This window comes from Sediminibacterium salmoneum NBRC 103935 (assembly GCF_000511175.1).
GTDB classification, from domain to species: Bacteria; Bacteroidota; Bacteroidia; order Chitinophagales; family Chitinophagaceae; genus Sediminibacterium; species Sediminibacterium salmoneum.
This window is the reverse complement of the sequence record NZ_KI866530.1, coordinates 1,638,853-1,664,552: the sequence shown is the minus strand read 5'-3', so window position 1 is coordinate 1,664,552 and position 25,700 is coordinate 1,638,853. Positions and strand designations below refer to the sequence as shown.

Sequence of the window (25,700 nt, the reverse complement as noted above, 5' to 3'; positions counted from 1 at the left end):
CGTATATCCAGTTCGCAAAAAATCCAATAAATTTCTTAAAAAGAATAGTTTTTACTTTTTATCAACGAAAAGGTATTAAAAATGCACGTTTAATTATTTGTGAAAAGCAAGCAAGTAAGCTTGAAGAGAAAATAAATAAATTAAATATAGACTCACGTCGGGTAAAAAAGTCTATTCCAATAATTCACTTGAAAACATATTCAAACTTAGAGAGTAAGTCAGGATTACAACTTGCTTTTTTTGGTAAGTATAAAAAGTTGCGAGAAAGATATGATCTTGTACTTTTTCACCCAGTTAGGCATTCATGGAAAAATCCTTTAGATCCAATGGAAACTAAGGGTAACGATTTTTTGTTTAAAGGGTTTTCCTTACTTAAAAAACTCTATCCTAGTTTGAATGCTTGTATAATTACTATTGAATATGGTGCTGAAGTAAATGAATCGAAAGCTCTTTGCATTGAGCTAGGTATTAATGATCATGTTCACTGGTTTCCTTTACAAAGTCGGAAGGAAATAATGGGAGGGATTTATCATTCAGATATTGTTGTTGGAGAGCTTATGGATAGCTTTAATCTATATGGGGTTGTAATTGAAGCAATAGCTATGGGGAAGCCTATTATGAATAGTAGAGTTGATGAAGATTTCACTGAAGACTATCCTGATTTATACTCAAATATTTTTGCTAATTCTCCGGAAATAGTTTGTGACCGTATAATAGATTATATAAATAATCCAGAATATTTTAAAAATTTGGCACAGCAAAATATTTTCTGGTATAAAAAAAATATCGTGGATAACTTTTTGCATCATGTTAACTCACTTATAAACAAAAGTAGTGGAAGACCAAGTTGAAAAGTTAAAGAATTCAAATACATGGGATAAGTTTAGGTTTTTAGCTAAGGATTCATTCGTGTACGGTGGACTAAGTGCATTAACGAAATTTTTTTCAATTTTTTTAACTCCAGTTTTAACTGGATTTTTAGCAAAGGAAGAGTATGGGAATATGGATATTCTCAATCCTATACTCGCAACTTCTGCAACCATCATAGTTTTTGGTATGGATAGTGCTGTAGCAAGATTTTACTACAACACTGATGATGTAGTCCAACGAAAGTTGGTTGTGAGTAATGCCTTTTGGACACAAATAGTTGTTTCAGGACTTATTCTAATATTATTGTTTTTATTTAAAGAAGAGTTTTTAAGCTTATATCTAGGAGTAAGTAATAATAATAAACAAGCTGGCATTTTGTTTATTCTTATGATTTTAATTTTCTTTACAACGCCAATACGATTTGCACAAAATCTTCTAAGGTGGACATTTAAAAGAAAGCAATTTTTAATCCTTTCTATCGGATTTATTCTAGTAAATTTTATATCTATTATTTTATCTGTAAAGTTTATGCAAGATAAATTAGAAGCTGTTTATCTTGGACAAGTTATTCCTTCAGTTGTATTTGCCTTACTCTCCCTCTTTTTCCTTCGGCCTCATCTGGTTTTCAAAATTGAAACTAGACTCTTAAGAAAAATGTTAATATATGGTATTCCTCTAGTCATAGTAGCATTTATTCCTGCATTAGTTCCAGCTATAGATCGGTATGTAATAAACAAACATTTAGGTTTAGAAGATGTTGCGAATTATGGTATAGGATACCGGATTGCCTCTTTTGTAGGTATACCTATTTTAAGTATCAATACAGCTTTAGGCCCTTTTATTTTGAGTTTATACAAGGAAAAAGATGCGGAGCGGATATTTAATCTCATTCTTAACGCTGTTATCATTGTTATATCAACTTTGATAATGATAATTTCTATAATGTCTCCTCTTTTTTTGAATATATTAGCTTCAAAAGATTTTTCTGAGGGATTATTAGTAGTAGCTCCACTATGCTTTTATTTACTTGTTGAGATGCAAAGAACTATTTCCTCTGTAGGAATAGATTTATCAATGAAAACTTATTGGAATCTAATTTTATATCCTCTTAGCACCATTATCTTGTATATCATCCTTGAAATATTAACTCCTCGCTTTGGTATTTTCGGTGCGGCTAATGCACTTATGATAAGTGGAATTATCAATTATATTTTATTTACCATAGTTGGGATTAGATTGTTTCCAATTAAGTATAATCTTGGCGATAAGATACTTGTTATGCTGCTAGCGTATGGGATTTGTTTGCTGAATCAATTTTATTTGTCAGATACTGCCTTACAAGGGATTTTAGCTTTTTTAAATAGCCTTTTTTTCTAGTTCTTTCATTTTATCTTTTAATAAACAAAAGTGACCGTTTACAAGTCTTTGAAAGAATCAAAACTCAATTCGGAAAGCTAACATTATAGGTTATGTATCTTTAAAACTAGGTTTAATTTTTTGCTCTGATATAGAAGTATATAATTTAAAAATAGTGATTCTAAAGAATACAAACTCTCCAATCAAAATCTTCTAATAATAATGAGGGTTACATTCATTATTTATCATTTAAGTAGCGGTGGGGCTGAGCGTATCTTGGCATCATTAGTTGGCTACTTTTATAATCACTATGACGTTGAATTAATTGTATATTCAAATGAGGATTTTTTTTTTCCGATCCCAAAAACTGTTCGGGTTCATAAAATAGTTTCTAAAAAACAGAATACTTTGTTTTCATTTGTGAATCGCCTAATTAAAACTTATTCAGTCTTAAAAAATCGTAAACCTGATGTAGTAATAAGTTTTCTAACGGAAACGAATATTGTAGCCACAATCTGCTCTTCTCTACTTCGGATTCCTATAATAGTTTCAGAAAGAACAAATCCACTTAAACATAAACTTAGTAAGGCTGTCTTAATTTTACGAAATTTTGTATATAAGTATTGTTCAAGTTTAGTTGTTCAGACTAATGATTCGAAACAATATTTTGAGCAAATTGTAAAGGGGAGTAAAATCGTTGTTATTCCCAACTTTGTTGATCTTAAAAAATTTGATCAATTTGATCGTATATGTATACCTAATAAACAGATATTATCTATAGGTCGTTTATCCTTCGAAAAGGGGCATGATTTATTAATTAAGGCATTTGCCTCTTCTAAATCTAAGCAACAAGGGTGGAAGCTTATAATAGTAGGGGATGGTCCGCTATTTCAAATGTATAACAGGTTGATTGAACAGCTTGATTCTAGAGAATCAATTCAGTTAGTTGGTAAAAAAAAGAACGTTCTAGAATATTTATTTTCATCTACTTTTTTTGTTTTGCCTTCGCGTTACGAAGGCTTTCCCAATGTTTTATTAGAAGCAACAGCCACTGGCTTACCGTGTATAGCTTTTAATTGTGGAATGGGGATAGCGGATGTAGTTGAAAACGGGTTCAATGGATTATTAGCTAATGCTGAAGATTATGAATCTTTAAAAGAATGTATTGATTCTTTATCTCAAAATAATGAATTACAAAGTAAGTTTAAAAGGAACGCCAAAACAAAGGTTCAAGATTTTGAGATTAATAAAATTATGGCACTTTGGAACAGTTTAATAAAAGATGTATGCAAAAAATAAATTTTTCAGAATATATGTTTAGTTTTATATTGGATTAGTTAGCTTTTATAGGATTGCTATATTGGTTAGGATATCGACGAAAAGCATACTAAGCTTTTTACATTGTACATTGAATTTATTGTTAGTTTTTATTCGCTAAAGCTTAAAAGTATTCTTTCTTTAGTCAGTTTGTTTTCGGAATTGTAATTAATTATACTCTTCTTTAAAGATTATAGCATGTGTGGAATATTTGGCTCTACTTTTAGATTAAATCAAGATGTTATTGGGAGCAAACTTAAAGCGATGAATAATCGTGGGCCTGATTACTCAGCTTTTAAAGAATATGGAACTGATATAAAAATCATTTTAGGGCATAATAGGTTAGCTATTGTTGATTTAGATGAAAGATCGAATCAGCCTTTTGAATATGAGAACTTAGTAGTAGTCTTTAATGGTGAAATATATAATTTCATTGAATTAAGAGAAGAGCTTGTTCAGAAGGGATATATTTTTCGAACAAAAAGTGATACAGAAGTATTGGCAGCTTGTTACCTAGCTTTCGGGGAAACATGTGTTAGTATGCTCAATGGAATGTTTGCATTTGTCATATACGATAAAGTTAAAAACATATTATTTGGTGCAAGAGATCGATTAGGGAAGAAGCCCTTTTATTACAATTTGGATGAACAAGGTTTTGAGTTTGCTAGTCAATTATCTGCTTTGGAAATAGGTAATGATCCAGTTTTATGTAAAGAATCTTTGCTGCAGTATTTATATTGGAATTACATACCAGAACCGAAAACCCCATACCATAATTATTATAAGCTGCCTTCGGCACATTTTTTTAAATATTTTCTTGATACACGAGAGTTTAATACGTTTAGGTATTGGGATTTGCCAGAATATAGACCTCAAATAAGTAAATTTATTACTGCAAAAAGTGAACTAAAAAATTTGTTGATAGACTCTGTTAAAAAGAGATTAATATCTGATGTTCCTTTAGGGGTTTTCTTATCGGGCGGGGTAGATTCTTCATTGGTTTGTGCAATCGCACAAAGCATTTCGGATAAAAAAATAAAAACATTTTCTATTAAGTTTAATGAAGAAGGATTTGATGAAAGCGAATATGCAAAAGCTGTTGCTGGTTATTTAAATACAGACCATAAAACTATTGAATGCTCATTTACAGAGGGTATTGATTTTATTCGTAATTATCATTTATATTATGATGAGCCATTTGCAGATTCTTCTGCAATACCTTCCTTACTATTATCTAAATATACTAAGACTGATGTAACTGTTGCTTTATCTGGAGATGGAGGAGATGAAACCTTTATGGGGTATAATATTTATGATGTAGTTAATAAAAGAGAATGGCTATATAGAATCCCATACGTATTTCGACTTTTAGTTAGTTTCCTATTTGAAATTATACCGGGTCATAGGTACTCTTTAATAGCAAAAGCACTCCGCCTCAAAAATGTAAAGGAGTTTTATTTGTCATATTTCAAAGGACTTAATCGAAGTTGGATTTCAAAAAAAGAAAAGGAGGTAGCTTATATTGATTATTTATTCAAAAACCCCAAGCCATTAATGGAAGTCATTTCTGATTTCGATACAAAGACTTACTTAAACGGAGATTGCATTACGAAAGTAGAGCGAGCTAGTATGGCTTTTTCATTAGAAGTGAGATCGCCTTTGATGGATTATAGGGTTGTTGAGTTTGTAAGGAAAATTCCAACAGATTTTAAATACCAAGTTGGAAATAAAAAGCGAATTTTAAAGGAAGTTTTGTATGACTATTTGCCTAAATCATTATTTCAACGACGAAAAACCGGATTTGGAATGCCGCTTGGCGAATGGTTCCGAGGTGAGTTAAAAGAATATGTTTACGAAACATTATCGGATGATAATCTCGCATTAGTTAGTGACTTAATTGATAAAGATGAATTTAAAAGGGTTTTAAAAAGACACATGGATGGAGATTGGAATCACACGCCAGATATATGGAAGGTAATGGTACTAATTAATTGGTTAAAAAGAAGAAAAGGTTAGGTCATATAGATTTAATAATGGAACTCTCTAAATTTTGGATAACTAGTTTTTTTTATTTCTTGCTGTCATTGTCAGCATTAGTATTTGTCGGAATAGTTGTAGATGATTTTTCTATTTTTTTTCTTTTTTCTTTTTAGCTTTATTTGGCACTTTTGTTTGTATAAGAACTAAGCTTGTTGGAGTGTATCTCACAAGCTTTTTTTGGCTATGCTTTTTCTTTGGGGTTCAAATTTTCTTTTTTAAAGATCAGTATAATAGTTTTTTTGATAAGGGTGGTGATGATTCTTATTTCTTTTTTGATTGGATTTTGCCTTCGTTTTATGACTTTGAGCATGCATTGCAAGAGCATAATCCCTATAAGTCGTTTGTTATCCCAACATCCTTATATTTAAAATTTATTAATTATATTGGGATAAATTCTATATCTTTTTTTCATGTCAATTTGGTAAATATTTTTTTTGCATCTTTTATTCCAGTCTTTGTATATAAAATTGCAGCCAAGATATTTCATGAACGAATTGCTGGGGCGTCTTCTTTTTTTGTTTTGATGTACCCTTTTTTAAATTATCAGTCCACTAAAATATTAAGAGACGTACACGTTTATTTATATTTTACAATCGTTGTATTTGTTGTCGTATCAAATTTTTCAGTTTTTCGAAAATTTTTTCTTCTTTTAATTCTTGCTTTCCTTCTCTTTAATGTAAGAAAGGAATCGGTTTTATACATGATGATTTTTGCTGGGCTCTACAATTATTTGAACACCAAAGATTATCGTATTCGAATAGGGATAATTGTAGTAGTATTAATTACTTTGGTAGTAGGGTATTCCTACGTGAGTTTCAAGTACGGACTAACAATTGAATCAATATCTAGGTTTTCGCAACTATATGATGAACTTAGGGTTGAAACTGACACAGGAGGTTCCTTAGCGACTCGTTTAAAAAATTCGGGTGTTGTGGGTAAAATTGTTTCTGTTATTTATATATGGATTTCTCCTTTCCCTCCACCTGCAATTTATTCATTTAATTTAATGAATTTTATTATTAGTGTTGGTGTTTTGCTTTGGTATTTTTTGTTTCCTAGAGCTGTTTTGAAAGTAGCTGAGGAGTGTAGAACGAATAGAAGTACTAATTCTCTAAACAAGAAAAATTTCTCAATAAGCATTTTTATTGTAATTATATTAGGGACTTTTTTGATAAGTTATACCTCTGGTGATCCTCGTCATAGCATGGTTTTTTTTCCAGTTTTGAGTATTTTTGCAGTAGCTTATTTTTGGTCACGATCTTCAAAGTTTGATTCCATATTTAATTACATATTGATTACAATTTCTTTTCTAGCAATTTTTATTTACGTTATTTTGAAATTCTCTGTTGTAAATAAATTCTCATGAAAATAGCTATTGTACTACCGAATGGATTAATGGGTGGGGCAGAACAGTTTCTCATTAATATTGCAATAGAGTATTCCAAAAGAGGGACTCAAGTTTCTATTTTCTTGCTTACGAATCTTGGGTATCTTGAGTTATTTAAAAAAATGAAAAATTATGGTATTGATATATATACCACACCCGCTAAACGTGAGATAATAGGAGTATTTATTTTTCCTTTTTTAATAGTGAAGCATTATCGTCGATTTGATAAAGTATTCACATCTCATACACACATTAATTTTTTAATTGGAATTTTGCGATTTCTTAAAATTGTGAGAGCCCAATTATTTATAGCTCGGGAGTCAACAGTAATATTTCAAAGATATTCTGGCACTAAATTAGTAATGTTTAAAATATTCATGAAAACTGGATATTTAATGGTGGACTATTTAATTTGTCAGACTGAGTTTATGCGTAGCGATTTGTTGATGCACATGCCATCCCTAGGGAAAAAGATGCATATAGTTGTCATGCATAATCCCATCAATGTCGAATCAATTGAATATAATTTACAGTTTGATGTTGATTTACACCTACAAGCGCCGTACATTGTAGCGGCGGGTTCTTTGCGTGATGAAAAAGGGTTTGATATTTTAATCGAGGCTTTTAAAATTATTTCTGAAAAGTTTCCTGAATTAAGTTTAGTGATATTAGGGAGTGGTGTAAAGTTTCAAATACTTCAAAAAATGATTCATGATTTGGAGTTGACGAAATCTGTCTTTTTATTAGGTCAAGTTGACAATGTTTTTCCTTATTTTAAGAATGCCAAGGTCTGTGTTGTTTCATCAAGAATTGAAGGATTTCCTAATGTTCTTCTTCAGATGATGTATTGCAATTCCAATGTAGTCTCAACTTTATGCGCTGATGGTATATTAGAGATACCTCAAATTTTAACTTGCGAGCCAAACGATATCAGTGGACTAGCCTTCTCTATTAGTAAGGCTTATTCTAGTAATTTTTCTACAATAAATGAATATCATAGGTCTTATCTTAGTCAGTTTCATATAGAACAATTTGTTGATAAGATTAATGCGTTTCATTAGTATACACGACAATGATGAGTAATATTCTTTTCTTTTTTTCAACGACAAATATTGGGGGAGCTGAAACTAATATTCTTAAGTTAACAAAGGAGTTTAAAAATAGGGGCCATAAAATTTATTGGGCTTTTTTAGATAATTCCGGGCCAATGTTGCAATTAGCAGATTCTAAATTTACACATCTTCATTTTAAGTCTAATTTTTTAAGGCTTCCTTTTTCAATACTTTCCTATTACAGATTCATCAAAAGAAATGAAATTGAATGTGTTTTAAATTTTGGTATTAGAGTAGAAATTATTTCAAGAATTCTTTCAAAGAGTGCTGGCGTGAAGCGTATTATATCAAATATTAGGAGCACAGATGATTGGCGTAATTCTTTCCATACTTGTATTGATCGGTTAACTTCTAAAAGTGTTGATGTTTGGATATCTAATAGTTTAGCTGGAAAGCAAGCATTTCATAAAAGAGAGAAAATCCCTCTAAACAAAATTCAAGTAATATATAATTTTGTTGAGCTACCTAGGCGAAGTGACCTGCTTAAAAGCAATTTGAAATCAGGAGTTTTTCGATTAGGCATTCTGGCAAATATCTTAGAAAAAAAAGGATATCTTGATTTGATTAAAATATCAGCAGAATTAGAGAGAGAAAATATACCACATATTATAAAGTATGCTGGTCGTGATGAAATGAATGGTTTATTTGAAAAATTAATTGAGTTCAATGGTCTAAATGCAAATTTTGATAAGTTGGGCTACATCCGTAATAAAGATTCCTTTTTCGGTGATATAGATATTTTTTTACTCCCTTCCTATTTGGAAGGATTTCCTACTTCTGTTCTAGAGGCTATTAGTTACGGCAAGCCTGTGGTTGTTTCAAATGTTGGCGGGATACCTGAAATCATAAAAGATAAAAAAAATGGATTCATCTGTGAGCCAGGCGATATAAGAGGTTTTGTGTCTTCTATACTTGAACTTCGAAATAATGAAGTCTATGAATCTATAGTTAGAAATGGTTTTTTAAGTTTAAAAGAGTTTGAAAAGGATTTAATAATAGCTCAATGGGAGGCACACTTTTGAAATATAAACTTTTACGTATTACAACGGTCCCAATGTCAATCAGTTTGTTATTGAAGGGACAATTGAGATTTTTGAATCAATATTTTGATGTGGTTGCTGTTACTTCAAATGGCGATGAAATTCACGATATCATTGAAGATGAAGGTATAAAAGTTATTCAAGTTCCAATGAAGCGTGAAATCAGTATATTACATGATTTAAGATCTTTCAGTAGGTTGATACGTGTCTTCAAAGATGAAAAGCCTGATATTGTTCATGCTAATACGCCAAAGGCAAGTTTATTAAGTATGATTGTAGCATGGTTGATTGGCGTTCCTATAAGAATTTATACGGTTACTGGATTGCGATTTGAATCTGAAGTTGGTTTTAAAAGGAAATTATTGATTTTAATGGAACGCATTACTTGCTATTTCGCCACTCATATTAATGCAGAAAGCTTAGGTGTTAAAATGCTTTTAAAAAGTGAAAAGATAACGCGAAAAGAAGCCTTTATAATCGGAAATGGCAACATAAATGGCATTGATGAAATATTTTGGAATCCTAAATCGGTTTCAGAACTAGAAAGAATAAATTTTAGAAGACAATACAATATTTCAAATGTTGATTTTTGTTTTTTGTTTGTTGGAAGGGTTGTAAAAGACAAAGGGGTAAATGAATTGGTTAGAGCTTTTGAATACTTTTGTAGGTATAATGAAAACTATAATTTGATTATTGTCGGTCCTTTTGATATGAATGAGTCTAATATAGATTTAGATGTAGCAGAGGTAATGCAAAAACACCCAAAAATATTTTTGCTTGGATTTCAAAAGGATATACGACTCATTATGGCTTCATGTGATGTATTGGTCCTTCCAAGTTACAGAGAAGGCTTTCCTAATGTATTACTTCAAGCTGGTGCTATGGGATTACCTATTATAGTAACGCCAGTCAATGGCACAGAGGAACTAATTGATTCCCAAAATGGAATTATTATTGAAAAATTTAGTATCGAAAGTATTTTACATGCATTTAGAGCTATTACTAATACTGAGTATTTATTTGATAAAGCATATTGTCGGAATAAAGTTACAACTAATTACTCTCAAGCAGAATTCTATCCACTTTTATATAAATTTTACCGAAGTTTAATCAATGATTAGTCTTTGATAAAGAATTGCTCTTGTCTATATATTCTTGACTCTTTTGTAAATTTAACTTTGCTTTGTTTTAATTTCATCCATTTATTAGATTTTCGAATTGAATAAATTAAATGATTATATAACTAAGCCTAAATTTTAAAACATTCTATGAATTATATTTATGGCTCATCTGGGCATGGGAGTGTAGTGCTAGAAATTTTACAAAAATCTAATATCAAAATTGATGGATTTATAGATGACTTTGAACCCAATTCTGAGTTTATGGGATTTAAAGTATTTAAAATGTCAAAATCTTTCATAAAAACTTCAGATAGTATATTTATTGCAATTGGGAATAATCATGTTCGTAAACGTATAGCAGAATCAATTAAATTCCAGCCAATAAATGCTATACATCCCAATTCAATAATTTCTACAACGGCGAAAATATGCTTAGGAACTTGTTTTATGCCTGGTAGCATAATAAATTCTAACGTTGAAATTGGCACACATTGTATAATAAATACAAATGCTTCAGTCGATCATGATTGTTTAATAAATGATTATGTTCATATTTCTCCTATGGCAACTTTGTGTGGTAATGTATCTGTTGGAGAACTTACTCATATTGGGGCTGGATCTGTCATTTTACCTAATGTTAAAATTGGTAAAAACTGCATTATTGGAGGAGGGGCGGTTGTTATTAATGACGTACCAGATAATTATGTTGTAGTTGGAAATCCTGCAAAATTTATAAAAATGAATAATATCAACATATGAAAAAAATTTGGCTTTCATCTCCTCATATGGGGGGTAATGAAATAAGTTATGTACAACAGGCTTTTGAAACTAATTGGATAGCCCCCCTAGGTCCTAATGTTGATGCTTTTGAGCAACTCTTACAAAATATTGTATCAATAAAACATGCAGCAGCTTTAAGTTCTGGTACTGCAGCAATGCATTTAGCCTTAGAATTATTAGGAGTTAAATATGGTGATCATGTATTTTGTCAAAGTTTTACCTTCGCAGCTTCTGCAAATCCCATAGTTTATCAAGGAGCTATTCCTGTTTTTATTGATTCAGAGTTTGATACTTGGAATATGGATCCTAATTTATTAATAAGTGCACTCGAAGAAGCAAAGTCCATTGGCAATTTGCCAAAAGTCATAATTGCCGTTGATTTATACGGAATGCCTGCTAAAATTCTTGAAATAATTGGAATAGCAAATGAATATGGTATTCCTGTTATTGAAGATGCTGCTGAGGCATTAGGCTCTAAAATTGATAATAATCCATGTGGTGGATTTGGAGATTTTGGCGTATTGAGTTTTAATGGTAATAAAATCATTACAACATCAGGTGGAGGAGCTTTATTATCTCAGAATGCAGAAATGATTGAAAAAGCTCGATTTCTTGCTACTCAAGCAAGAGACTCAGCTCCTCACTACCAGCATTCTCACATTGGCTATAATTACAGAATGTCCAATGTATTAGCTGGAATAGGAAGAGGACAATTAGAGTTTTTAAATGATAGGGTTAATGCTCGCAGAGCAAATTTTGAAAAATATGTACATTATTTCTCAAAATGGAATTCCAGCGGATTTTCAATTCAATTTCAAGATGAGCCCCAAGGATATTATTCTAACCGATGGTTAACTTGTATTTTAGTAGATCCAATTTCAAATAACGGATTAACACGTGAAGTGATAAGACTTTCATTAGAAAAAGATAATATAGAATCAAGGCCTCTCTGGAAACCGATGCATCAACAACCAATTTTTGCAGAATCCAAAGCTTACCTCAATGGAGTTTCTGACAAACTTTTTGAAGAAGGTCTGTGCATGCCTAGCGGCTCAAATTTGACAGATCAAGAGTTTGATCGAATCTTTGAATGTTTAGATCATATTTTTGCTATATATCAAAATAAATAATGTACAAGAGTTATATTAAAAGGATACTAGATTTTATAGCATCATTAGTTTTATTATTTGTTTTTTCACCAATAATTATAGCTTGTTTCATCTTGCTTCTTTTTGTCAACAAAGGAAAAGTTTTGTTTTTTCAGGAAAGACCTGGGTATCTGTGTGTACCTTTTACAATTTTTAAATTTAAGACAATGCATGATGGAAAAGATATTCATGGTAATCTATTACCAGATGAGTTTAGACTTACTAAAATAGGCAAAATTATCAGGGCACTATCGATTGATGAATTACTTCAATTGATAAATGTATTTAAGGGTGATATGAGTTTAGTCGGCCCAAGGCCTTTATTAACAAAATACCTAACTCGTTATACAAAAGAACAAATTCGTAGACATAATGTGAGGCCCGGTATAACTGGTTGGGCCCAGATAAATGGCAGAAACTCTCTAAGCTGGGAGGAAAAATTCAAACTTGATGTTGAATATGTTGAGAATATTTCCTTTTTTTTAGATATGAAAATTTTGTATTTTACAATTTTTAATATTTTTAAAAGAGAAGGGATAAACGCTAAAGGTCATGCAACAATGGAAGAATTTAAAGGGGCTAATAATGAATTGGAAACCCTTTAGAATTACTTTCACAATCAAAATCAATCCGAAATTTTTAATTATATATTAAAAAGACATTGTAAATTAGGTACATTCAATATAAGATTTTTAAGTTTATCCTTCTAAATAATTTTAATGCTTACTCGATACCAATTACGACGTATAAAAAACTTATCTATTATTCCTCGATGGGTTATTTTTATTTTAGATATGTCGGTGAGTTCGTTTTGTTTTCTGTTAGCATATTTGATTAAAAATGAATTCAATTTAAATTTTTTTGAACAAGGCCAATTCGGCCAAACTTTACTGATATTACTGGCCTTTAATGTTTCTCTTTTTTCTCTTTTTAAGGTTTATGCAGGCATTATTCGGTTTACGGGTTTACAAGACACTTTCAGAATCTTCTTCGTAGTATTCTTCGCAAATGTGGGTTATTACTTGTTAGATCTTTTCATGCAACAATGGTATCAAATGAAGTTGGTGCCTGCTTCTGTTTTAGTAATTAACATGTTGCTTTCATTTGTTGCCTTAAGTAGCTATAGAGTTATCGTTAAATATTTTTTTTCATATATCACGACCATTAATGTTACAAAAAAGCGAGTTGCTATATATGGTGCGGGAGATGTAGGTATTTCAACTAAACGGGCACTGGAGCACGATATGACTGCCAATATTCAAATGGTCTTATTTTTAGAAGATGATCACCGAAAAGTAGGAAAGAATATTGATGGAATTAAGATTTTTTCATCCGGTCAATTGGAAGTTTTATTGAAGCAATATTTAGTGGATGAACTTATTATAGCAACAACAAAGCTCCCTTCTAAAAGGAAAAATGAAATTGTAGATTTTTGTTTAGACAACAAAATAGAAGTTTTTACTGTACCACCGTTGAAAAATTGGATTAATGGGCAATTAAGTACAAAGCAATTGCAGAATGTTAAGATTGAAGATTTATTAGAGAGAGAACAAATTAAGTTGTACAATGAAATACTTTTTAAACAACTAAATAATAAAACAGTTCTTGTAACAGGGGCAGCAGGTTCTATAGGTAGTGAAATTGTACGGCAACTATTGCAATACAAGCCTAGAAAAATTATATTAAATGATTGTGCTGAGACTCCTTTGCATGATCTAAAATTGGAGTTGGAAAGTTTAGGTTGTAATTATTTTAAACTAAAACTGGGTGATATAAGAAACGAGTTATTTGTTGAAAAAATCTTTGAAAAATACCGACCCGATTTTGTGTATCATGCAGCTGCATACAAGCATGTTCCAATGATGGAAGATAGCCCTTTGGAAGCGATTTGTACCAATGTTGGGGGGACGAAATTATTGGCAGATTTATCAATTAAATATGGAGTAGAGCGCTTTGTGATGATTTCTACTGATAAAGCGGTAAATCCAACCAATGTGATGGGGGCATCTAAGCGGATAGCTGAAATGTATGTACAGAGTTTGTACCAGAATCAGGAAATTCAATTTCAAAAGGACTTAAATACATCAAGAACCAAATTCATTACTACGCGTTTTGGTAATGTATTAGGTTCGAATGGTTCTGTAATTCCTCGATTTAAAAAACAAATTGAGGCGGGTGGTCCAGTTACAGTTACACATCCAGATATTACCCGATATTTCATGACCATTCCCGAAGCCTGCCAATTAGTTTTGGAAGCGGGTTCCATGGGGAATGGGGGAGAAATATTCGTATTTGATATGGGGCAACCCGTAAAAATTGCAGATTTGGCGCGTAAGATGATTAAATTATCTGGACTTGAGCCAGAGGATGATATTAAGATTGAATATAGTGGTCTTCGTCCAGGTGAAAAACTGTATGAAGAGTTGCTAAATAATGCAGAAAATACCATGGCTACTTATCATGAAAAAATTCTAATTGCTAAGACGCGTACATTAGAATATGATAGTTTGTCTTTACAAATTGAAGCATTAATTACACCAGCTAAGAATCAAGAATCAGTCATTGAAGTGGTAGCTGCCATGAAAGTATTGGTCCCCGAATTCATCAGCAACAATTCCGAATTTGAAAAATTAGACCAGCCCCGCTCCGCAACGGTGGTCAACATGAAATAATACATGCGCATCTTCTTTTTCATTTTTTTTCTCTTAATTGCAATCATTTCGAAAGCTCAGTTTCTTGGGCTGGACAAAGACGAATGGCTCAGAAGACAGCAATTACTAGGTGAGTATTCTGCCAATACTTCTTTTATGGTAAGACCTGTTGCAAAACAGGATTCTACAAATAAGGTTTTAGAAATCCTTCCCTTCCAACTCAACACCAAATTCAATAGCCACCATCCCTACGGATGGAATGACCAAGGAATGATCATGGCCAAGGGCTTGCAAACCATGTTCAGTGCGGGTATAAAGGCAAATTACGGTCCTCTGGAAATACAATTGCAACCAGAATACTATTATGCGGCTAATCCTAACTATGCTACCACAGCAGGATATGGATCAGCTGCTGGCAAATCTTTTTCAAAACTCTATGGTGGACAATCCGCTATAAAGCTGAATCTAGGACCCATTACCCTTGGCGCTTCTACCCAAAACCTATGGTGGGGGCCTGGTCAATTCAGTTCGCTTATGATGAGCAATAACGCTCCAGGGTTTTTGCATTATACATTCAACACCAATAAACCCATACAAACGCCCATCGGTAGTTTTGAATGTCAATTGGTCATCGGTAAACTCAACGAAGACACAACCAAGGCTTTTGAAAATAGTTTTTTAAAGCCCTTCAACCCTAGAAACGAAGACCGTTTTTTTAATGGGGTCGTCATTACCTACCAGCCAAAATTTTTGCCCAATATTTTTCTAGGGGTTACCCGTTCTGAGCACTTGTATACAAGTGACCGAAACAAAAGAACTGGGTTGAGTAAATACGTTCCCGTTTTATTGGGTGCAAGCCCCGAAGCCAATGCAAGCACTGCTTCTATCCCCAGTGACGGCGCTTTCAGTTTTTTTGGAAGATGGATCTTGCCCAAGAACAAAGCCGAATTTTACATTGAATGGGGCTACAACGATTTCAAACAAAATTTCAGGGACTTAGCGGTGAATCCTAGCCACGCCGCCGCCTTGATTGCAGGGTTTAAAAAGATTGTTCCCATTAAAAACAATCAACTCTTAGACATCAGTGGGGAAATTACCCAGATGGCACAAACCCCCAGTTATATACTACGCAATGCAGGCAACTGGTATGTGCATGGGGGAGTCAGCCAAGGCTTTACTTACCAAAACCAAATCATGGGAGCAGGATCCGGCTTCGGAAACAACGTACAAACCTTACAGGTCAAAAAAATAAATGGGCAAGAATACATAGGCATCAAACTGCAAAGAATTCAGCAGGATCCTAAAGGGCTAGGTGGCCCTACCAGTAACTTACTCATGCGCCCCATTCAATGGAACGATGTTGCCATTGGGTTCTTGGCGCAAAAAAAATTCAATGATTTTTGGTTAACGGGAGAAATTCAATTCGTCAACTCCACCAATTATGGTTGGGAGAAAGGAAATGCCTTTAACCTATTTGCTACCATAAATGCCCGTTATATATTACCCAAAAGAGGAGGGAAGCCATGAAAACAATAAGGAAAGTTTTCTTTTTTATAGTGTGGGGGGCAATGAGCTCATTATTTACTAATAATGTAAAAGCCCAATGGGTACACAGCGACCTTCAACTACAAGACATCCAAAGACTGAATCAAATTGCCGACTCCACCAATCCAGAAAAAAATAGTTACCTGATCCGCAGTAGCAGCAATTATTGGAACAATCAATTGCCAGAACGGTCTTTTAAAAAAATGGCCCTTGGTCAAACTCTTGCAAGCGGGTGTTACGCTTCATAAAAATGACCAACTCACGATTTCTGAAAATGATGGAACGCTGATTCCTGCCGTGGGCATGCAGCAGCGATTTACCATTGGAGCCATCGTTAAATGGGGGGGCATAACCCTGCAAGTGCAACCGGAATTCATTCAAGCCAGCAATGAGAACCCCAGCACCTTCACGGGAGATCCCAACAATGGGAATTTTTGGTCCAGGTACTATATGTACATGGAAAACAAAGTGGACAACCTGAGTCGCTTTGGTACAACTGCCATCAATCAATTCTATCTAGGGCAAAGCAGTCTTAAATACCATTATAAAAAGTTGAGCATCGGAGTGTCCACCGAGAATCTTTGGTGGGGACCGGGTTTACGCAATAGTCTGGTCCTGTCTAATCAGGCACCAGGGTTTTTACACGCCACTTTGCATACGAACAAACCCATAGAAACCAAATTTGGGAATATTGAATTTCAGGCGCTGTATGGGCAGCTCATCAAAACCCCTTTTGCGCAAGAATACAACCCCATCATGCAGAATATTTGGGCTGGGGGCATACAACCCAAAGCCGATATCAACCGCAATATCTTGGGATATATTTTCAGTTATAATCCCAAATGGACCCCCAATTTCTTTATTGGCGCTACAGGTATGAGCTATTTCTATACCGCTGGGGCTCCCATCAATCCCAATTCAGAAATCCTTTTACCCCACGAAAACAAAGCTTCCACTGCAAGACTGGGTTCCTTGTTTTTCCGATACAAAATGCCTGAATCAGGTGCTGAAGTATATGGAGAATACGGCAGGGCCAATCGTTGGGCAGCTCCCTGGAATTTGTTCGGAGACACTATCCCTACTGGCTTCATGGTAGGCTTCAGAAAATTAATACCATTAGGGGGGGATGCTAAAAAAGGACATATCCTACTTAATGCAGAAATTACCCAATTGCAGTTGCCTGATACTCGTTTGGTTTTTAATGAAGCATCACCTTTAAGTGTCCCCAAAACCAATAGCTGGTACACCCATCCCTATATTGCACAGGGATATACCAATGACGGTCAAGTCATGGGCGCTTCGGTAGGACCAGGTGGCAATAGTCAAACCATCAACCTTGCTTGGGTAAAAGGGAAAAAACGCATTGGATTGCAAATAGATCGGGTGGCTAATAACAATGATTTTTCGCTCTATAGTAATCAATCGGGTATATTGGGTTATGGAAGTCCCGATCGTTATTGGGTCAATATGAACTATGGATTCAATGCCCAATGGGATTTTGGTCCTTGGTTACTCTCTGGCTTTGTTCAATATACCAATGCCCTCAATTATCGCTGGGTAAAATTGCATGGGATTTTCTCCCAACCCTCCGATGCTGATAGAACCAATACTCGGTTCTCTATTTCGCTCTTCCGCTATTTTACTAAATAGCGTTTACTCCCCCTTTTATCATTATTTTTGTTACAATGAAAAAACTAGTTGTACTCTTCATTTGTGCCGTAGGCTTGTTTGGAGCTTTTTCGAAAGTTCAAGCCCAGATTCCGAATATGTCCATTGAGTCTTTAACCGATCAGCAGATCATTGGGTTAATGAGTCAATACCAGTTAATTGGCCTTTCTGATTTAGAATTGGAAATGAAAGCCCGTGAAAAGGGGCTGAGCATGGAGCAAATTAACCAGCTAAAGAAAAGGCTGTCAACTTTGGATTTTTCTACGATGAAAGAAATGGGAGCTGCAGGGGGCATGACAAAATCTTCATCGGAAGACAGTTATTCTCCCCGCAATCGCATTAAAACCCGATCGGTGGCTAGCTATTATAGAGACACCACACAGAAATACCATCCATTTGGTTACGAGATCTTCGAAAACGACGAACTCAGTTTTGAACCCAATATCAATATTGCTACGCCCCAACATTATGTACTAGGCGCCAACGACCAGTTGGGCATTGATGTGTTTGGAATCTCCGATATTACCAAGAAGCTAACGGTATCTGCCGATGGATACATCCGTTACCCGAATTTAGGACCGGTGAAAGTGGCAGGCCTTTCTATTGAGGAAGCCAAAACCAAACTCAAAACCGCGTTGGCGAAAATTTATCCAGGCATCAATTCAGGGGCGGTAAATGTGCAGATTGCCCTAACCAAATTGCGTAGCATTCGCGTAACCCTCATTGGAGAAGTGTATCGCCCCGGTAATTTTGAACTCTCTTCTTTCTCCACCATCATGAACGCCTTATATGCTTCGGGAGGTCCCAATAAAATAGGTTCTTTCAGAGATATTCAATTGGTGCGTAATGGTAAAACCATTGCCCATTTTGATTTGTATGATTTTCTCTTAAAATCGGATCTCACCAAAAATTTATTGTTAGCCGATGGCGACGTGATTCGCATCAGCCCTTATACCAAACGGGTATTGCTAAAAGGTGCAACCAAAAAGCAGGCGTATTTTGATGTGAAAGAACAGGAAACGGCTGCTGATATCATTCGGTATGCAGGAGGCTTTGCCGACCACGCATTTAAAGAATGGATTCGTGTATATCGCATGGGTACTCGAAATAAGGAATTGGTGAGCGTACCGTTTGCAGAACTCGGTAAATTCAATTTAAATTCAGGGGATACTTTAACGGTAGACTCTCTGGCCAATATGTATGCCAATCGGGTACGCATCAGAGGAGCTGTTTACTATGGCGGAGATTATAGCATTGCCCAGATTCCTACTTTAAAAAATCTATTAGAGATTGCCCGTCCGCGCGAAGACGTGTTTATAGACAGAGGCATCATCAAAAGACTCAAGCTCGACTTTACGCCTGAAGTAATTGCTTTCAATCTGAATGAGGTTTTGTCTGGCAAAACCCCCATCGCCTTACAGCGGGAAGATTCTGTACACCTGTATCGCATTCAGGAATTGAGAGAGCAATTCTTTGTCAACATCAATGGAGAAATCAATGTACCGGGGCAATACGACTATGCGGAGAATATGTCGGTGCAGGATCTGGTGCTATTGGCAAAAGGCTACAAAGACGGGGCGGTTTTGCAAAACATTGAAGTATCCAGAAGAGTAAGAGCGGCAGGAGTTCAGTCCAAAGACAGCACGCTTTATTCTATCATTAAAGAAATTAATCTGGTGAACCCAACACCGGAAGACCTTCAATTTACTTTGAAACCCTTTGATATTGTTTCGGTTCGTAAATCACCGGTGTACAAAGAGCAGATTTCAGTATCTGTAGAAGGGGAAGTGGTATTCCCTGGTACTTATACATTAGCTGGCAATGCCGAAAAATTATCCGATCTCATTAAGCGTGCGGGGGGATTAAAACAGACGGGTTATGCAGGCGGCGCCGTATTGTTCAGAAAGACCTACCAGGATATTTCTTCTTCTGATGCTTCCATAGTAAGCACGAAATCCAATTTAATCAATACCCAAAGCGGTAAGCAGGCCAATGCCAATTCCACCGACACTTCTGCCATTCAGCAGTTAGATCGGGAACAAAAACTGGTAGGCATTCAATTGGACGAAGTGTTACGCAATCCGGGCGGAGGCAACGACTTAATCTTATTGGAAGGCGATATTTTGAAAGTCCCCAAGAAACTACAAACCATCCAGACTTTTGGAGCGGTGAATGTCCCCAAGCAAATTGTGTACTACGATGGTATAAGATTCAGAGATGCCATTCAGGAATCCGGTCGCTTTAGCATAAGAGCAGCCAGACGTTTTGCCTATGTAGTATATCCCAACGGACAGGTAAGAACCACCAAGCGTTTCTTGTTCTTCCGTTCTTATCCTGCCATCAGACCGGGCACTGAAATTTATGTACCGGACAAAGGACCCAAAGCCAAATTATCTACCGGGGAAGTAGTAGGTATTTTCTCTGGCCTTACCTCTTTAATCAGTATTTTGGTCGTACTCATCAATACCAGCAAATAATTCATGGAAGCATCCAAAAATTCTGTTGTTCAAATGAAAGATGTGCTTGCTGAGTTAAGTGCATTCATCAGAGCCGTATTGCAACTCTTACCCAAAGCCTTATTGGCGGGAGTCTTGCTTTCTGCCCTGGCATTGGGCTATTATTTTTTTCAGAAAACATCGTATAAAGCGCAGGCCAGTTTTATTCTAGAAGAAAAATCTGCGGGTGGAGGTTTGGCTGGCCTGGCTTCTCAGTTTGGCATTGATGTTTCCAGCCTTTCCAGTAATAACAGCATATTCGCAGGCGATAATATTTTAGACATCATCAGTTCCCGAAATATTGTAGAAAAAGTATTGCTTTCCAAAGCAGATCCAGCAAACAACAAGGATTCTGCCCGATTAATTGACTGGTACATTGCAGGCGAGAAACTCAAAGAGAAAAAATGGAGTGGTGTTGAAGGCATTGAATCCATCAACTTTTACAATTATAAAGAAGGCGATCGTCTGAAAGACAGTTTACTTAGAGAAGTGTATAAGTTGGTTTCCACTAAAAATTTATTCGTAGATCGCTTAAATAAAAAGGGAACCATAATTCAGGTAACAAGCTCCGGGCGCACGGAAACCTTTCCCAAATTATTTGTAGAAAGAGTGGTAAGCGAAACCATTCTTTACTACGTTCAAATTAAAACCTCGGTAGCCAATCAGAATATTTCCCGTTTAGAAAGAAGGGCAGATTCCATTTTACAAATCCTGAATGCCAAGTCGTATCAAACAGCAACCCAGCAAATCCTGGACGCAAATATGGCCTTTAAATCGGCAGCAGTTCCTTCTGAATTAAGCCAAAGAGAAAAAACACTTAACTACGCCATCTATACAGAGATTACCAAAAACCTGGAAGCCAGCAGAATGTCGCTATCTTCTCAAACCCCGGTGATCAATTTATTGGATATGCCCAAGTATCCCTTGGAAGACAATCGGGTGGGTTGGAAAAAATTATTGTTATTAAGCTGGGCAGTAACTTTCATGGGATTGGGCTTATTCAGCTTCTTTACCTACAAATCCACCCAATAAAATGAATGGGGATGGATATATCTTTTATTATTGTTCATTATAATGCAGTAGCACTCTTGCACAATTGTGTACGTTCTATTCTTGAACATACACAGGGTGTGCAATATGAAATCATTGTGGTAGACAATGCTTCCTCCGATCGCAGTATTGAACAATTTCCCAATGCTTTCGAAAATGCCCCAATACAACTGGTTCTTTTAAAACAGAACAAAGGATTTGGCGCCGGCAATAATGCAGCCTACAAAGTAGCCAAAGGCAAATACCTTTTTTTACTGAATCCCGATACCTTGCTTTGCAGCAATGCAGCCATGCAGTTCTATACATTCATGGAGCAGCAGGAGGAACGGCAGATAGCTGCCTGCGGTGCCGATCTAATTGATGTATCGGGCAACTCCATTCAGGCCTTTGGTAATTTCCCTACCTACCTAAGCGCCATCGCAGAATGCGGCCCCAAGTTTTTATTTCTATCCTATTTTAAAAAGCACATGGCCTTAGGTGGAGCCAATTATAGCAAGGAAATAAAATTGGTGGATTATCTTTCTGGCGCCGCCCTATTCATTCGCAAAAAGGTAATTGATCAATTGGGCTTTTTTGATGAAGCTTTCTTTCTGTATTTCGAAGAAACAGAATTGGCGTATCGACTTCAAAAAAATGGATACCGAATGGCCTTGTTGCCTGAAGTAAAAATTATTCACCTGGAAGGACAAGTGGTGAGCAATAATTTTCAGGGACTTCAAAAATTTACCTGGAGCGAGCAAAGCCGTCAGCTCTTCTATAAAAAAACAAGAGGGGCTTTTTTTGCGGCTACCATGAAATGCTTGGACATATCTCAGTTAATCATCCGAACTTTATCCGGCAAAGAGCAGGGGCCTTTGTTACCCAAAATTGCAATCATTTGGAAAGCGTAAAGCATCATAGCAATATAAATCAACACAACAACCAAAGTTTGCTGAGAGGGTTTTTAATTGCATCACCCCATGAAACCAATCGGTTGGCATGGGTAAATAAAACCTGTAAAGAGCTACCTGGAATTCAGGTGGTGCCCGCTATCTATCCTTCTCAAATCCATATTCCTTTTTTAAGAGCCTTGCAACAAAAATCAAAAGAGAGAACCGGATACGCCCTTAAGGAAGGGGAGATAGGGATCTTGTTATCTAATAGAAAAATCTGGAGAAATATTGTAGCATCAAATGCCAGCGAAGCGGAAGCTTTTCTAATATTGGAAAGCGATAGTGAACTCAAAAATCCTGAGCTGCTACGAAAGCATTTTACAATGCTTACCAGTCAATACGATCTATTCTTTTTTGGTTCCTGGCTGGGCAATACCAGCTTATTGCGAAGTACCCGCCAGCCACTAGAACAGGGTTATGCTTTTGGCACCCCTTTTATCAAATCCATTTCAGGTGGGTATGGGTACGCACTGAACAAGAAAGCTGCCCGTCATTTATTGGCCAGTTCCAACAAGATTGCGCATCCGGTGGATGAGTTTAAAAGATATATTACACCGAATTACCTTCGGATTGGAGCAATACTCCCGGAGTTAATCAGTGTTTACCCCGGCGAAAGCACCATCGGCGAACGCCCGCATGAACCGGCAAAAGAAAAATTGAAAATGCTATTGTTGAATATTCGGAATGCCATTATTAGTTATTGCAGATGAATAACCTAAAGAATCTATATTTAAGTTGGGTGGCAATCGTATATGCCCTGTATTGCTTTTTCAATAAGGGAATTGCCTATACGTATCTGGTAGAATTTACCTGGTTGTTGGGTCTGCTGGTGCTCTTAAAAAATATTCGATCCTATGCATTTATCTGGAGAAAAGAAACCATACTGGTTAGCCTTTTTTTATTGATTACAGCGATATACACGCTGGTAGGCATTGGACCTTACGGGCTGCAGGATACCATCAGGGATAGTTTCGTAATGAACTATGCTTTTTTTGTGTTCATTGTTTTTTTATACATGGATGAAATACAAGTGTTGGAGCAAAAAATTGCCAATGTATATGCCTACTTCCCCATTATAGTTGCCATTGGCTTTTTTTTACGTACCCTGTATCCTCAATTGAACTATTGGATATTAATTGGAAATCATCCTTTTTTTGAATACAAAAACGGTGATCTGGCAGTGCATCTTTTCATTTGTTTGATGTTGATGGTAAATCAACGAATTCAGGCAAATCCCAAATTGCTCCAATTAAATTATTTATTGATAGGGTACCTGGCATTAATTTCTTCTACCTATAGCAGGGGAGGGATGCTTTCCTTTATTGTTCCCTTGGCTATTTACTTTTATAAAATACGAAAAACACCAAGAGGGAAATTCTACTTAGGCTATTTAAAATTTGCACCCCTTGTTTTGCTCATTGCCTTGCCATTGTACACGGCTACCAAGTTTAAGGACAATACGCAGGGGAGAAAGATTGGCATAGAGCAGTTAGCAGAGAATGTAACCAGTATTTTTAACCGGGATTCCAGGAAAGTCGGAAAAACACTGAATGACAATATTGTATGGCGATTAACCTGGTGGGGAACAATTGTGGATTATACCTTTGCAGGCCCTTATTTTCTTCAGGGAAAAGGCCTGGGAATCAATTTGTCGGTAAGTGATGGGGTTACCCAAACGGGAGATACACTTAGGTCGCCACACAATTACAGTATGACTTTATTGGCCCGCTATGGAGTACCATTCTTTTTTGCCTGGATTTATTTTTTAGTCTTAATTCTAAGACCCCTTTTTTCAAAACATTTTAATGAAGAAACACTCTTGTATTCGGCCATATTGTTTTCTCTTTTTTTGAATGCCAGTTTTGACGTTTCTTTCGAAGGTCCGGTAATGGCAACTCCATTCTGGATATTTGTTGGTATTTTACTCATTAAACAGGAGAATCGCTTGCGTGAAAAGCTTACTGCATAAATACCGGCAATACTGGCAGAATTTATACACTACTTTTTTGTCTCAGGCAATCAGTGGGCTCACCATTTTATTGCTTTCTCCCTTCTTGATTCAGCATTTAGGCGAAGCCCAATTTGGACTTTACGGTTTGCTAATCCTCAATATTATTCCACTTTCCATAGTGGCAGACCTGGGATTGAATACGGGCTTGTTGCGCCGCTTAATTCACGAGCCTGAAAAAGCTTCTTCTTTAATTTCAGTTACTTTCTTTTATTTTATTGCCATTACCCCAATTGCATTCAGTATATATATGTTGTTGTTTTCAATGGGATGGGTAAAATCGCCTGAAGGGCAGGTAAGGTATGCCGCATTACTCTCTCTTATCTTATTACTGACCTTGCTTTCATCCATGTTCGATATAGTAATTCAGTCGGTCAATAAAATTTACCTGGCCAGAAAAATCAGAATGGTAAAGCTAATCATTGAAGCAATATTGATCTTCTCGTTTGCCTATTTTTGGGGATTACTGGGGGTCTTTATTGCTTATATCCTTTCAAATATCATTTATGTACTCCTGTTATCGTATTACGCAAACAGAGAAAGACCTTTTATCATTTCAACATCGTATTGGCAGATTCCTGTTTTGCTTAACCATGTGCAGTATTCCACTTGGTATTTTATTGCAGCAGTGGCACAGGTGCTGGTATTTAATGCCCAAGCGGTTCTGCTCGGAACTTTGATGAGCGCTTCGGTGCTTGCCCATTATATTTTAGTAACCAGGTTCTATGATGTGGCTAAAATGGCATTGAGCAATTTCACCATGATCTTATTTCCTTCCATTGCCCAGCTGGAAGTACAACAAGACTGGGCAACCATACAATCTCAATTGAAAAAAGTAACCATCAGAATGATGCTGCTATGTGTGGCCGCAGCCATTGTTTTCTTTACAATCGGGAAATGGATTTTCATACAATGGTCGCAACTGAATCAATCAACTATTTTACCTGTTTTTATTGGCTATGGCATTTTGTTACTTTTATTGGTATTGGAACATATTCCAATTGTTTTTTTAACTGCCTTGAAATGGAATAAACTGCCCAGTATTGTTTCGGTATTGCAGGGCGTATTGGGATTAATCCTGTCTTATTTTTTTATTCCTATTTTTGGAGCTATGGGGATCATTTACGCTGGTGTGCTGGCCCTCCTGAGTCGTGGGAGGCAAGGCACACAGGGGGATAGG

21 protein-coding genes are annotated in these 25,700 nt (G+C 35.6%); all 21 read left to right on the top strand.

All coding sequences use genetic code 11. The features are described from left to right. The coding region (locus P767_RS16370) for a glycosyltransferase (protein WP_037351692.1) at positions 1 to 851 on the top strand (851 nt) is incomplete at its 5' end. Continuing rightward, a complete protein-coding gene (locus P767_RS0107840) occupies positions 835 to 2,247 on the top strand; it encodes a lipopolysaccharide biosynthesis protein (protein WP_026764060.1) in 1,413 nt (470 codons plus the stop codon). The genes P767_RS16370 and P767_RS0107840, both read left to right, overlap by 17 nt. 201 nt (positions 2,248 to 2,448) lie before the next feature. Further along, positions 2,449 to 3,525, top strand: coding sequence for a glycosyltransferase family 4 protein (locus P767_RS0107835; protein ID WP_026764059.1), 1,077 nt, complete (start codon positions 2,449 to 2,451; stop codon positions 3,523 to 3,525). Between the two features lie 216 nt (positions 3,526 to 3,741). Further along, the gene (gene asnB / locus P767_RS0107830) at positions 3,742 to 5,559 is read left to right on the top strand and encodes an asparagine synthase (glutamine-hydrolyzing) (protein WP_026764058.1); all 1,818 of its coding nucleotides are present in this window, start codon (positions 3,742 to 3,744) and stop codon (positions 5,557 to 5,559) included. A gap of 181 nt (positions 5,560 to 5,740) precedes the next feature. Then, positions 5,741 to 6,949 (top strand): hypothetical protein, encoded by a 1,209-nt coding sequence (locus P767_RS0107825; protein WP_026764057.1) that lies wholly within the window; start codon positions 5,741 to 5,743, stop codon positions 6,947 to 6,949. Beyond that, a complete protein-coding gene (locus tag P767_RS0107820; protein ID WP_026764056.1) occupies positions 6,946 to 8,031 on the top strand; it encodes a glycosyltransferase in 1,086 nt (361 codons plus the stop codon). Before P767_RS0107825 ends, P767_RS0107820 begins: the two co-directional genes overlap by 4 nt. Before the next feature lie 11 nt (positions 8,032 to 8,042). Then, the gene (locus tag P767_RS0107815) at positions 8,043 to 9,104 is read left to right on the top strand and encodes a glycosyltransferase family 4 protein (protein ID WP_026764055.1); all 1,062 of its coding nucleotides are present in this window, start codon (positions 8,043 to 8,045) and stop codon (positions 9,102 to 9,104) included. Then, positions 9,086 to 10,243, top strand: a complete 1,158-nt coding sequence (locus P767_RS0107810; RefSeq protein ID WP_084799864.1) for a glycosyltransferase family 4 protein — start codon at positions 9,086 to 9,088, stop codon at positions 10,241 to 10,243. The genes P767_RS0107815 and P767_RS0107810 overlap by 19 nt, the downstream gene beginning before the upstream one ends. A 147-nt stretch (positions 10,244 to 10,390) precedes the next feature. Then, complete coding sequence (locus tag P767_RS0107805; RefSeq protein WP_037351691.1) at positions 10,391 to 11,002, top strand: acetyltransferase; 612 nt, start codon at positions 10,391 to 10,393, stop codon at positions 11,000 to 11,002. Further along, positions 10,999 to 12,153 carry a DegT/DnrJ/EryC1/StrS family aminotransferase gene (locus tag P767_RS0107800; RefSeq protein ID WP_026764052.1) on the top strand — a complete coding sequence of 385 codons (1,155 nt, stop codon included), beginning with the start codon at positions 10,999 to 11,001 and terminating at the stop codon, positions 12,151 to 12,153. The genes P767_RS0107805 and P767_RS0107800 overlap by 4 nt, the downstream gene beginning before the upstream one ends. Then, positions 12,153 to 12,776 (top strand): sugar transferase, encoded by a 624-nt coding sequence (locus P767_RS0107795; RefSeq protein ID WP_026764051.1) that lies wholly within the window; start codon positions 12,153 to 12,155, stop codon positions 12,774 to 12,776. Before P767_RS0107800 ends, P767_RS0107795 begins: the two co-directional genes overlap by 1 nt. Before the next feature lie 432 nt (positions 12,777 to 13,208). Next, positions 13,209 to 14,843, top strand: coding sequence for a polysaccharide biosynthesis protein (locus P767_RS0107790; RefSeq protein WP_245586861.1), 1,635 nt, complete (start codon positions 13,209 to 13,211; stop codon positions 14,841 to 14,843). A gap of 3 nt (positions 14,844 to 14,846) precedes the next feature. Further along, on the top strand, positions 14,847 to 16,349 hold the full coding sequence (locus P767_RS0107785) for a capsule assembly Wzi family protein (protein WP_026764049.1): 1,503 nt from the start codon (positions 14,847 to 14,849) through the stop codon (positions 16,347 to 16,349). Beyond that, positions 16,346 to 16,615, top strand: a complete 270-nt coding sequence (locus P767_RS18680; RefSeq protein ID WP_026764048.1) for a hypothetical protein — start codon at positions 16,346 to 16,348, stop codon at positions 16,613 to 16,615. The genes P767_RS0107785 and P767_RS18680 overlap by 4 nt, the downstream gene beginning before the upstream one ends. Next, on the top strand, positions 16,578 to 18,017 hold the full coding sequence (locus P767_RS0107775) for a capsule assembly Wzi family protein (protein ID WP_157611415.1): 1,440 nt from the start codon (positions 16,578 to 16,580) through the stop codon (positions 18,015 to 18,017). Before P767_RS18680 ends, P767_RS0107775 begins: the two co-directional genes overlap by 38 nt. 35 nt (positions 18,018 to 18,052) lie before the next feature. Continuing rightward, complete coding sequence (locus tag P767_RS16365; protein WP_051417229.1) at positions 18,053 to 20,512, top strand: polysaccharide biosynthesis/export family protein; 2,460 nt, start codon at positions 18,053 to 18,055, stop codon at positions 20,510 to 20,512. A gap of 3 nt (positions 20,513 to 20,515) precedes the next feature. Next, positions 20,516 to 21,562, top strand: coding sequence for a GumC domain-containing protein (locus tag P767_RS0107765; RefSeq protein ID WP_026764046.1), 1,047 nt, complete (start codon positions 20,516 to 20,518; stop codon positions 21,560 to 21,562). Between the two features lie 11 nt (positions 21,563 to 21,573). Beyond that, positions 21,574 to 22,470: a glycosyltransferase family 2 protein gene (locus tag P767_RS16360; RefSeq protein ID WP_172637528.1), complete on the top strand. Its 897-nt coding sequence runs from the start codon at positions 21,574 to 21,576 to the stop codon at positions 22,468 to 22,470. Beyond that, positions 22,458 to 23,222, top strand: coding sequence for a glycosyltransferase family 25 protein (locus tag P767_RS0107755; protein WP_026764045.1), 765 nt, complete (start codon positions 22,458 to 22,460; stop codon positions 23,220 to 23,222). Before P767_RS16360 ends, P767_RS0107755 begins: the two co-directional genes overlap by 13 nt. Further along, a complete protein-coding gene (locus P767_RS0107750) occupies positions 23,219 to 24,481 on the top strand; it encodes an O-antigen ligase family protein (protein ID WP_026764044.1) in 1,263 nt (420 codons plus the stop codon). The genes P767_RS0107755 and P767_RS0107750 overlap by 4 nt, the downstream gene beginning before the upstream one ends. Next, on the top strand, positions 24,462 to 25,700 hold a 1,239-nt coding region (locus P767_RS16355), incomplete at its 3' end, for a lipopolysaccharide biosynthesis protein (RefSeq protein WP_172637527.1). The genes P767_RS0107750 and P767_RS16355, both read left to right, overlap by 20 nt.